The sequence below is a fragment of the uncultured Nitratireductor sp. genome (assembly GCF_913053745.1).
Taxonomy (GTDB): domain Bacteria; phylum Pseudomonadota; class Alphaproteobacteria; order Rhizobiales; family Rhizobiaceae; genus Nitratireductor.
The window spans coordinates 1-9,246 of record NZ_CAJXGF010000164.1 but is presented as its reverse complement, the minus strand read 5'-3'; the positions used below and the strand labels follow the sequence as shown (position 1 = coordinate 9,246).

14 protein-coding genes are annotated in these 9,246 nt (G+C 61.5%); 9 read left to right on the top strand and 5 right to left on the bottom strand.

Translation table 11 applies throughout. The features are described 5' to 3' along the window. Nucleotides 1-439 (top strand): membrane protein insertase YidC (gene yidC / locus QZ638_RS20120; RefSeq protein ID WP_295813680.1); only part of this gene is annotated, 439 nt, incomplete at its 5' end. 57 nt (nucleotides 440-496) lie between these two features. On the opposite strand, the gene QZ638_RS20115 is transcribed toward yidC, so the two are convergent. Continuing rightward, nucleotides 497-1,120 carry a TetR/AcrR family transcriptional regulator gene (locus QZ638_RS20115; protein ID WP_295813679.1) on the bottom strand — a complete coding sequence of 208 codons (624 nt, stop codon included), beginning with the start codon at nucleotides 1,118-1,120 and terminating at the stop codon, nucleotides 497-499. A gap of 105 nt (nucleotides 1,121-1,225) precedes the next feature. Between QZ638_RS20115 and QZ638_RS20110 the strand changes: the two genes are divergently transcribed. The 6 genes from QZ638_RS20110 to yihA all read left to right on the top strand — a co-directional run bounded on the left by QZ638_RS20110 (nucleotide 1,226) and on the right by yihA (nucleotide 4,978). Further along, nucleotides 1,226-2,089, top strand: coding sequence for an NmrA family transcriptional regulator (locus QZ638_RS20110; protein WP_295813678.1), 864 nt, complete (start codon nucleotides 1,226-1,228; stop codon nucleotides 2,087-2,089). 38 nt (nucleotides 2,090-2,127) lie between these two features. Next, nucleotides 2,128-2,616 (top strand): anthrone oxygenase family protein, encoded by a 489-nt coding sequence (locus tag QZ638_RS20105; RefSeq protein WP_295813677.1) that lies wholly within the window; start codon nucleotides 2,128-2,130, stop codon nucleotides 2,614-2,616. Between the two features lie 166 nt (nucleotides 2,617-2,782). Beyond that, the gene (locus tag QZ638_RS20100; RefSeq protein WP_295813676.1) at nucleotides 2,783-3,421 is read left to right on the top strand and encodes a CatB-related O-acetyltransferase; all 639 of its coding nucleotides are present in this window, start codon (nucleotides 2,783-2,785) and stop codon (nucleotides 3,419-3,421) included. A gap of 110 nt (nucleotides 3,422-3,531) precedes the next feature. Further along, nucleotides 3,532-3,909 (top strand): hypothetical protein, encoded by a 378-nt coding sequence (locus tag QZ638_RS20095; protein WP_295813675.1) that lies wholly within the window; start codon nucleotides 3,532-3,534, stop codon nucleotides 3,907-3,909. Continuing rightward, a complete protein-coding gene (locus QZ638_RS20090) occupies nucleotides 3,896-4,204 on the top strand; it encodes a hypothetical protein (RefSeq protein WP_295813674.1) in 309 nt (102 codons plus the stop codon). The genes QZ638_RS20095 and QZ638_RS20090 overlap by 14 nt, the downstream gene beginning before the upstream one ends. A gap of 135 nt (nucleotides 4,205-4,339) precedes the next feature. Continuing rightward, nucleotides 4,340-4,978, top strand: coding sequence for a ribosome biogenesis GTP-binding protein YihA/YsxC (gene yihA, locus QZ638_RS20085; protein ID WP_295813681.1), 639 nt, complete (start codon nucleotides 4,340-4,342; stop codon nucleotides 4,976-4,978). A 22-nt stretch (nucleotides 4,979-5,000) separates the two neighbouring features. On the opposite strand, the gene msrB is transcribed toward yihA, so the two are convergent. From msrB to QZ638_RS20065, 4 genes are all read right to left on the bottom strand, one after another. Beyond that, the gene (msrB, locus tag QZ638_RS20080) at nucleotides 5,001-5,510 is read right to left on the bottom strand and encodes a peptide-methionine (R)-S-oxide reductase MsrB (protein ID WP_295813673.1); all 510 of its coding nucleotides are present in this window, start codon (nucleotides 5,508-5,510) and stop codon (nucleotides 5,001-5,003) included. Between the two features lie 158 nt (nucleotides 5,511-5,668). After that, nucleotides 5,669-6,223 (bottom strand): fasciclin domain-containing protein, encoded by a 555-nt coding sequence (locus tag QZ638_RS20075; RefSeq protein WP_295813672.1) that lies wholly within the window; start codon nucleotides 6,221-6,223, stop codon nucleotides 5,669-5,671. A 128-nt stretch (nucleotides 6,224-6,351) separates the two neighbouring features. Continuing rightward, the gene (locus QZ638_RS20070; protein ID WP_295813671.1) at nucleotides 6,352-7,074 is read right to left on the bottom strand and encodes an anti-sigma factor; all 723 of its coding nucleotides are present in this window, start codon (nucleotides 7,072-7,074) and stop codon (nucleotides 6,352-6,354) included. After that, entirely contained in the window at nucleotides 7,071-7,610 is a 540-nt protein-coding gene (locus QZ638_RS20065) for a sigma-70 family RNA polymerase sigma factor (protein ID WP_295813670.1), read from the bottom strand. The genes QZ638_RS20070 and QZ638_RS20065 overlap by 4 nt, the downstream gene beginning before the upstream one ends. Before the next feature lie 202 nt (nucleotides 7,611-7,812). On the opposite strand from QZ638_RS20065, the gene argB reads away from it, so the two are divergent. Both argB and QZ638_RS20055 read left to right on the top strand, forming a co-directional pair. Next, nucleotides 7,813-8,706, top strand: coding sequence for an acetylglutamate kinase (gene argB / locus QZ638_RS20060; RefSeq protein WP_295813669.1), 894 nt, complete (start codon nucleotides 7,813-7,815; stop codon nucleotides 8,704-8,706). 91 nt (nucleotides 8,707-8,797) lie between these two features. Further along, the gene (locus QZ638_RS20055; protein ID WP_295813668.1) at nucleotides 8,798-9,214 is read left to right on the top strand and encodes a nuclear transport factor 2 family protein; all 417 of its coding nucleotides are present in this window, start codon (nucleotides 8,798-8,800) and stop codon (nucleotides 9,212-9,214) included. Nucleotides 9,215-9,246: the final 32 nt, after the last annotated feature.

Here is a 9,246-nt window from a genome sequence, read left to right as displayed (position 1 = left end):
CCCGGTTTTCTTCGCGCTCTACAAAGTGCTCTACGTCACCATCGAGATGCGGCATGCGCCGTTCTTCGGCTGGATCCAGGACCTTTCGGCTCCCGATCCCACATCGATCTTCAACCTGTTCGGTCTTCTGCCTTACGACGTTCCGGCCTTCCTGCTGATCGGTGTCTGGCCGCTGATCATGGGTGTCACCATGTTCCTGCAGATGCGCATGAACCCGACGCCGCCGGATCCGACGCAGGCCATGATCTTCAACTGGATGCCGGTGATCTTCACCTTCATGCTGGCGACCTTCCCGGCCGGGCTGGTGATCTACTGGGCCTGGAACAACTTCCTGTCCATCGTCCAGCAGGGCGTGATCATGAAGCGGCAGGGTGCGAAGATCGAACTCTGGGACAACCTTGCAGGACTCTTCAAGAAAAAGCCGAAACCGGCGGAATAGTCTCTACGGGTGATCTTAAAACGGGCGCCATCGGCGCCCGTTTTGTTTTAAGGCGCTCTAAGCGCCGAGCTCGCGCAGTGCGATGCGCTTGTACTCGTCGACGATCGCTCGTCCTTCCGTAGCGTCGAGCTGGATAGCCAGTCGCATCGTCGCCTCGCCCAGGTGGAAGATGAGGAATGCGGAACGCTCCGCCAACTGCGGATCGCGGTCTGGCACGGCGCGCAGCATGGCCTTTGCGAGAACCCGGCCGTTTTCCCGCGCATCTTCCAGATCGAGCGCGCAGAGCGTTTTGTCGGCCTGCATGCCCGACCAGACATCGCGCATCACCGGCTCTTGGAGGAACAAGCCGTAATATTCGTCCACCAGCGCCGCGAAGGCGGACTGAAGCGCCTTAGGGGTGCGCACCTCGTCCAGAGCATGGCCGATGCAGTTGCGTCCCAACGCATAGTACTGTTCCGCCAGCGTGCGGATAATCGCGGCCTTGTCGGGAAAATACTGGTAGAGCGAGCCGATCGAAACACCGGCGCGCTGCGCCACCTCGCTCATCTTCATCGCCTCGCTGCCGCTCTCGGCAATGATGTCCCGCGCGACGTCGAGAATGCGCTCCACGCGCTCCCGTGCGCGCTTCTGCGTGGGTGCTTTGCGGGCGGCGATGGTGCCGATCGTTTCTGTGTCCGTCATGCCTGATCCATTTTATGAGCAAGTCTCACATTTCTGTTGACATTTATAATATGAGGATTTATCACTTTTGCAAATGTGAGGGTTTATCACTTTAAGGAGAGTGTCATGATCAAACTGAAGAACGACCAGAAAGAACCCGTCCTCGTTACCGGAGGCACCGGCAAGACGGGACGCCGCCTCGCCGAGCGTTTGGAAGCCGCCGGCATACCGGTGCGGATCGGTTCGCGCAGCGCGGAAATTCCGTTCGAGTGGGAGAAGGCCGATACCTGGGATGCGGCCCTCGAGGGCGTGTCGGCAGCTTATGTCGCCTATTTCCCCGATCTTGCGGTGCCGGGTGCTGCCGAGATTGTGGAGGCATTCGCGAAGCGGGCCGTGGCAAAAGGTGTCACGCGTCTGGTGCTCCTGTCGGGGCGCGGCGAGGAGGGGGCGGAACGGGCCGAAAAGCTTTTCGTGGGCAGCGGCGCGGATTGGACGATCCTCCGTGCCGACTGGTTCTTCCAGAATTTCAGCGAAGCCTTCTTCCTCGACGCGATCCGGGCAGGCGAACTCGCCCTGCCGGTGGGTGACGTGCGCGAGCCCTTCGTCGATGTGGACGATATTGCCGATGTCGCGTTTGCCGCGCTCACGGAGCGCGGACACGAGGGAAAACTCTACACGCTGACGGGACCGCGGCTGATGAGCTTCCCCGAAATGATGCGCGAGATCGGCGCGGCATGCGGGCGCGAGATCCGCTTCAAACAGATCCCGGTCGAGACGTTCGTTGAAAGCGCACGCAGGGAAGGTCTGGACGAACCGATGATCGGATTGTTGCGCGAGCTTTTCACGGAAGTGCTCGACGGACGCAACGAAAGCGTCGCTGACGGCGTAAAACAGGCGCTCGGGCGTCCGCCAAGAGACTTTTCCGACTATGTGCGCCGGACGGTGGCAACAGGTGTCTGGAATGTGGCGCCCGACGCTGACGCTGTCTGAAGATTTTCCTTAAACTCGGATCGAATGGAGAAACCGCCATGACAGATCGACTCGTTTTCGCGTTCACCTTCCTGGCCACGCTTGGCGCGGGCGTCATGGCGGGGTTCTTCTTCACCTTCTCGAACACGGTGATGCAGGCCTTGGGGCGCGTTCCGGTTTCAGCCGGTATCCAATCCATGCAGGCGATCAATGTAACCGTGCTCAATCCGTTCTTCTTCGCGGCGTTTTTCGGCACCGCGATCCTGGGAATCCTGCTTGGGGTTCTGGCTCTGCTTGGATTGGCGACGCCTGGCCGTTTCTGGCTCATTGTAGGTGCGCTTTCCTACATCGTGGGCACCTTTCTCGTCACAGTGGTTTTCAACGTGCCGATGAACGAAGCGCTGGCGAAGGTCGACCCGGCTTCGACCGAGGGCGCGGAATTGTGGCGCGATTATCTTTCCCGTTGGGTGATGTGGAACCATGTTCGCACGGTCACCTCTCTGGCCGCCCTGGCCAGCTATGCGATGGCGTTGGCGCAGCGGGTGTGATTGTCACCAGCACCATTCTTCGCTATGCGTTGTCAGGCAATCGAGGAGAGATTTCGATGATCGAATAAGGGGACCGCACACAGCATACCGCCGGGACTTCAGGTCCGGTCCGTATCCCGTTTTCCGGAGGCGGTGGACATCCCTTTAAACGATCAAGGAGGTCCTCATGCACGGACCCGACCCGGCAACGCCATATCCTCTGGCGGGCTTTCCCCGAACTGTATTCCTCAAGAACGTCATCACCCGGTCCAACATCGAAGTGGGCGATTTCACCTACTATGACGATCCCGCCGGAGCCGAACGTTTCGAGGACAACAATGTCCTCTACCACTTCGACTTCCTCGGCGACCGGCTGATCATCGGGAAATTCGTCGCCATCGCTCAGGGCGCGACTTTCGTGATGAACGGCGCCAATCACCTTATGACCGGCTTCTCGACCTTTCCCTTCAACATCTTCGGCAATGGCTGGGAGGAGGGGTTCGACATGCAGACCTATCTGGAACAGGGCCGTGGCGACACCGTTGTCGGCAATGATGTCTGGATCGGGCGGCAGGCGCAGATCATGCCCGGAGTGACCGTCGGCGACGGCGCGGTGATCGGCGCACATGCCGTGGTGGCATCGGACATCCCGCCCTATGCGATCGCGGTCGGCAATCCGGCCCGCGTTCTGCGGGTGCGGTTTGCGCCCGAAATCGTCGCACCGCTGCTTGAGATCGCCTGGTGGAACTGGCCGGCGGAAAAGATCGGCCGCAATCTCGCGGCCATTCGCGGTGCTGATCTCGAAGTTCTGAAAGCCGCCCGCTGAGGCGGCTTTCATCGGTGCATCATTAAACTTGACTTTTTTGGTATAGTATTGTGATTGTACCTCCTGCCGCTTCGGGACTGTGAAGCGGAAGTAGGTCGAGAGGTAGCGTCATGATGCATCTCAGTCCGCGTGGGGACTTTGCGCCCCGTCATGCCTGCGAAGCACAGGAGTTCGAGCGGTATCGCGGCAAGCTTCTGCGCGTCGAACGATTGCGTTCCAAGGTTGAAGCAGCCAAGCGGGCTGCGTCCGACAGCCTTGCCCGCGCCAACGAGGCTCCGGGACCCCATGATACCGAAAACACGATATTCGTTGCCCTGTTCGACGCGCATTGCCGCGATCGCGAAACGCTTTTCGAAACGATGCGCGAGCTTGATGAAGCCTGCTGCGAATTGCGGGCGGTGGCGGGCAGCCCGCAATCCGTCAATGCCGCATCTTGGAGGGCAACCGTGCATCTGAAAGGAAACATTGGCAGCAATGAACGGATTTGAGCGTCGTCGTGAAGAAGCGGAAGCGCATCTGCGGATGCAATTGATGAAGGAAATGAGCGAGGTGATGCGCCGCACGGGCCTTCCGCCCATGGTCGTCATGCGCGAGGCGGTGCGCGCCATCGGCGCGATCTATCGCGAGACGGCGCAGGCGCATCGTGAACCGGCCTGTTGTCCTTGTGGGTGGCGCCCGCAGGAGGCCTCCGATCTGGAATATCTGGGCCAGGCCCTGCTGGCTGCAAGCACCAAGCGCGGACGGGGGGATCTGGACGCGATGCAGGTTTTGGGCACGGCCTGACCGGCCAGCCGGACACGCTTTCGCCAACAGCGCGGTTGACAAACGCCACGCCAGTCTTGATGCCGTCTTTTGAATGGCAATGGAGACGATGGCGTGAACGCACCAAAAGATGGCGCAGCCGCCGGCAAGGCGAAGATCGATCGTGGAAGCTTCCTGCGGCCGTGGGTTTTCCTGCGCGGCGCGCCCGCGATGAAGTTTCTCCCCCCGGAAGGACCGCCCGAAGTGGCTTTCGCGGGACGGTCCAATGTCGGCAAATCTTCGCTTATCAATGCCCTGATCGCGCAGCGCGGTCTGGCGCGCACCTCCAACACGCCCGGCCGCACGCAGGAACTGAACTTCTTCGTCCCCGACGGTTACTCCGGCGCGGATGGCGATCTGCCACCGATGGCCATCATCGATATGCCGGGCTACGGCTTCGCCAAGGCGCCGAAAGCGCAGGTGGATGCCTGGACCGAGCTGGTTTTCGATTATCTTCGGGGGCGTGTCACGCTCAAACGCGTCTTCCTGCTGATCGACGCCCGGCACGGCATCAAGAAGAACGACGAGGAGGTGATGGACCTGCTCGACAAGGCCGCCGTCTCCTATCAGGTGGTTCTCACGAAGATCGACAAGATCAAGCCGCCGGCGGTGGCAAGACTCCTCGAAGAAACCGGAGCCCGGCTTAAGAAACGCGCCGCCGCCTTCCCGCAGATCGTCGCGACGTCGTCGGAGAAGGGGCACGGCATGGATGATTTGCGGGATGCGATAGCCCGCGCCGTGGGCGACGCGGGCTGAAGGGAAGAGGCGTCAGGCGTCCTCAACTCGGCATGGTCGAACCCGGTTTGAACGTCATTGCCACGCCGTTGATGCAGTGGCGCTTGCCGGTCGGCGGCGGGCCGTCATCGAAGATATGGCCAAGATGACCGCCGCAGCGGCGGCAATGACATTCCGTGCGCGTCGTGAAAAGCGAATTGTCCGGCTTGGTGCCGATGGCGTCGGGCAAGGCTTCCCAGAAGCTCGGCCAGCCTGTGCCCGAATCGTATTTCACCTCGGATGAGTAGACCGGCAGTTCGCAACCGGCACACCGAAAAAGGCCGGCGCGTTTTTCATCGTTCAGCGGGCTGGTAAAGGCACGCTCCGTGGCTTCCTCGCGCAGAACCGCGAACTGCTGTTCGGTCAGGATGGCGCGCCACTCTTCGTCGGTTTTGGTAATCTCGAACGTTTCGGCCATGGCGCGACCGCCCGGTGCGTTGCGAAACGCAAAGGCTCCGCCCGTCAGCGCCGTCAGCGCGCCTGCCGTGCCATACAGAAAATTGCGGCGTTTCATCGTAAAGCTCCTTCGCACAAATGGTGTGCATCGAATTCCGGCAGACCCTACGCCCGGTGGTCCATCACCTCCAAGTCAAGTCGGTGTGAGGTGAGATAAGTTTCGAAGGGCGGCGCAAAGCCGCCCTTCGAGGTTCCGAAAGCCCCAATCGGAACCGATCAGCTCTTGGGCAGAAGGACGGTGTCGATCACGTGAATCACACCGTTCGACTGATCGACATCGGCGATGGTCACGGTCGCCACATTGCCGTTCTCGTCGGTCAGGGTGATGTTTTCGCCGTCCATCTTGGCTTCCAGCATGCAGCCGCCGACAGTCTTGACGGGATGGTTGCCGCCATCGTCGGAAATCATCTTGCCGATCGCATCGGACATGGCATCGGTCGCCACCACATGACAGGTCAGGACCGTTGCAAGCTGGTCCTTGTTCTCCGGCTTCAGCAGCGTGTCGACTGTGCCGTCAGGCAGTTTCTCGAAGGCCGCGTTGGTCGGTGCGAAAACCGTGAAGGGACCTTCGCCCGAAAGCGTCTCGACCAGACCGGCGGCCTTGACGGCGGCGACCAGCGTGGTGTGATCCTTCGAGTTTACGGCGTTTTCAACGATGTTCTTGTCGGCATACATGGCCGCGCCGCCCACCATCGGGTTCTCGGCCAGGGCCGATCCCGTGAAAGCGAGAGCGAGCGAGCCGGCGAGAAGGGAAGCAGTGAACTTACGCATGTTTAAACTCCTCAGGTTCGTTTTCGGGACCGCCTTCGTGGTCGGCCCGTTTAGGGAACATGAGGAGACACGGAGGGGCGCTCCGATGAGTTTCAGATCAGTCCGATTTTTTTTGAGATTATCGGCGATCAGATGTCGCGCAGGTCGCCGAGCGCCACCACCGGACCGGTTGGCGCGCCCGAGGGCGAACCGCCCGGCGGCTCCGTGGTGATGGCGAAGACGGCGCCGGCCTCGATGGCCGCGCCCAGCGCCTCGTCCAGCGCGACATGGACGCTGGACCCGACCGGAACGACACCGAGCGAAACCGGTGGATTGTCACCCTCGATGGCCCAGAGCTCGAAGTCGCGACCTTCGGGGCGCGCGCCCGATACGTGGGACAGCGCCACGTCGCGCGTCGCGCCGTCATAAACCGCCAGATAGCGCACGTCCGTGTCGTCATGGGCGAGCGAGGCGACGTAACGGTGCTCTTCGGCGGGAGGGGCGCCGAAGGGAAGGCTGGTATAGGTGAGTCCGACATAGGCGCCGAAGGCCAGCACAGCCGCCACGGCGACACCGCGCCAGAAGGCGAGGCTCGACCATAACCCCGGTCGGCTCGGCTCCCGGGCCTGGCCGAACAGGCGTGTATCGATGGCGGCCTTCGCGTTCGCGGGCGGCTCGATCGGTTCATAGGCGTCCGCCATGGGGGCGAGCTGGGCCTCCCAGTGCTCCACAAGGCGCGCGAACTCCCGATCGGTTTCGATACGTCGCGCGGCGGCGGCGCGCTCATCGGCCGCAAGCACGCCGAGCACATACTCGGCCGCAACGAGGTCGTCGTCGCGCCTTTCGGGTCCGTGTTCGTCTGCCACCGTCATCGTTCCAGGCATTCCCTGAGCTTCAACAGGCTGCGCCGCAGCCAGGTTCGCATCGTATTGAGCGGCACATCGAAACGCGCCGCAAGTTCGGCATAGCTGTCGCCATTGAGGTAAGCGCCGCGCACCGCTGTCGCACGTTCGTTCTCCAATTCGTCCAGACAGGCATCTATCCGCCGCCGCTCGCTGCCGGCGGACGCTGCCGCTTCCGGGGTTGGCGCGGGATCGGTGACGGCATGCGCCTCGTCAAGCTCGGCCGCCGGAACCTTCCGCGCCCGCAGCCTGTCGATCGCGTGGTTGCGTGCCACCGCCACGAGCCATGTGATGGGGCTGAGCTCCGAGGCGGCGAACCGATCGGCCTTGGTCCAGACTTTCACATAGACGTCCTGCAAAGCCTCTTCGGCTTCGGCCCTGTCTTTCAAGACACGCAGGCAGACGCCGAAGAGTTTCGCGTTCGTGTGACGATAGAGAAGATCGAACGCCGCGCGCTCCTTGAGCGCGGTTCGGAAGATCAGCTTCGTTATCTCGTCCGGCGTCATTGTCGGCGTCATGAGGGGGAGATTAGGCGGGTTGCGGGCTTATGGAAAGTCGGGTCGACAAACAATTAGGGCACTGTCGGAGGAAGGCAAGGAGCATACGCACCATCGACGAAGCTTTTTGCACTCCACGGATGTGAGATCATTTCACTTGCCGGAAAAAATGCTTTAAGAAATCGCCGTTTTGACTTTGGGGAACAACGCAATGAGCGACATGACGGAAACTGCAGAAGCCCAGGCCCGCTTTCTTTCGGCGGCACTGCCTTACATGCAGCGTTATGAAAACAAGACGATCGTTGTGAAATATGGCGGGCATGCCATGGGCGACGCCGCGCTCGGCCAGGCGTTTGCCCGCGATATCGCACTCCTCAAGCAGTCCGGCGTCAGCCCCATCGTCGTCCATGGCGGCGGGCCGCAGATCGCCGCCATGCTCAAGAAGATGGGCATCGAATCGAAATTCGAGGGCGGGCTGCGCGTGACCGACGAAAAGACCGTCGAGATCGTCGAGATGGTGCTGGCCGGCTCCATCAACAAGGAAATCGTGGCGCTCATCAATGCCGAGGGCGAATGGGCCATCGGCCTGTGCGGCAAGGACGGCAACATGGTCTTCGCCGAAAAGGCGCACAAGACCGTGGTCGATCCCGATTCCAACATCGAGCGCGTGCTCGATCTCGGCTTTGTCGGCGAACCGGTGGAGGTCGACCGCACGCTGCTCGACCTGCTTGCCCATTCCGAGATGATCCCCGTTATCGCGCCGGTGGCGCCCGGCCGCGACGGCCACACCTACAACATCAACGCCGACACCTTCGCCGGCGCAATCGCCGGTGCGGTGCGCGCCACGCGTCTTCTTTTTCTGACCGACGTGCCGGGCGTGCTCGACAAGGACAAGAATCTGATCGACGAACTGACCGTCTCCGAAGCGCGCGCATTGATCAAGGACGGCACGATTTCCGGCGGCATGATCCCCAAGGTGGAAACCTGTATCGAGGCCATCGAGCGGGGCGTGGAAGGGGTGGTCATCCTCAACGGCAAGACCCCGCATTCCGTTCTTCTCGAGCTTTTCACCGAGCATGGCGCCGGCACGCTGATCGTTCCGTAAACGGCGCCGGGCAGAAAAATCCGCAAACCCGCTTGATCTGGAGTTCACTCCAGCAAGTAGATGCATGTGTGCACACTATGGAGATGCACAGATGCAAGAGCGGAACATCATCGAGAATTTTCTCGCGGCATTGAAGGCCGCAGATGTCGAGGCGGCCTGCGGGTTCGTGGCTCCGGACGCCATATTCGTCGGCGTGCGTGCCGAGCCGAATCCATCGGTGCCGCCCTATGGTACCCGCGTTGGGCATGAAGGGCTCCGAACCTTTCTCGAAGCGCTGGGACGCACCTTTGCCCGGCAGTCGCTGTCGATCGAGCATGTGGGAGCGGGCGAGGGGGTGGCCTTCGCCAGCGGCCAGCTCGATCATATCGTTGCTGCAACCGGAAAACGTTTCTTCAGCGAATGGGTTCTGCGCTGTCGCATCGGCGAAGGCAAGATCACGCATTATCAGTTTTGCGAGGACAGCGCCGGGCTCGAAGACGCGCTGTCGCCTGGAGAGGAGGCCGCATGAAGATCGGCGAAGTGGCAAGGCGAACCGGCCTC

What these genes read in the sequence shown, in the direction of transcription:
- QZ638_RS20090 (WP_295813674.1), top strand. Translation starts at nt 3,896, where the DNA reads ATGAACGGATTTGAGCGTCGTCGTGAAGAAGCGGAAGCGCATCTGCGG.
- QZ638_RS20065 (WP_295813670.1), bottom strand. Translation starts at nt 7,610, where the DNA reads ATGACGCCGGACGAGATAACGAAGCTGATCTTCCGAACCGCGCTCAAG.
- QZ638_RS20070 (WP_295813671.1), bottom strand. Translation starts at nt 7,074, where the DNA reads ATGACGGTGGCAGACGAACACGGACCCGAAAGGCGCGACGACGACCTC.
- QZ638_RS20100 (WP_295813676.1), top strand. Translation starts at nt 2,783, where the DNA reads ATGCACGGACCCGACCCGGCAACGCCATATCCTCTGGCGGGCTTTCCC.
- msrB (WP_295813673.1), bottom strand. Translation starts at nt 5,510, where the DNA reads ATGAAACGCCGCAATTTTCTGTATGGCACGGCAGGCGCGCTGACGGCG.
- QZ638_RS20055 (WP_295813668.1), top strand. Translation starts at nt 8,798, where the DNA reads ATGCAAGAGCGGAACATCATCGAGAATTTTCTCGCGGCATTGAAGGCC.
- argB (WP_295813669.1), top strand. Translation starts at nt 7,813, where the DNA reads ATGAGCGACATGACGGAAACTGCAGAAGCCCAGGCCCGCTTTCTTTCG.
- QZ638_RS20075 (WP_295813672.1), bottom strand. Translation starts at nt 6,223, where the DNA reads ATGCGTAAGTTCACTGCTTCCCTTCTCGCCGGCTCGCTCGCTCTCGCT.
- QZ638_RS20110 (WP_295813678.1), top strand. Translation starts at nt 1,226, where the DNA reads ATGATCAAACTGAAGAACGACCAGAAAGAACCCGTCCTCGTTACCGGA.
- QZ638_RS20115 (WP_295813679.1), bottom strand. Translation starts at nt 1,120, where the DNA reads ATGACGGACACAGAAACGATCGGCACCATCGCCGCCCGCAAAGCACCC.
- QZ638_RS20105 (WP_295813677.1), top strand. Translation starts at nt 2,128, where the DNA reads ATGACAGATCGACTCGTTTTCGCGTTCACCTTCCTGGCCACGCTTGGC.
- QZ638_RS20095 (WP_295813675.1), top strand. Translation starts at nt 3,532, where the DNA reads ATGATGCATCTCAGTCCGCGTGGGGACTTTGCGCCCCGTCATGCCTGC.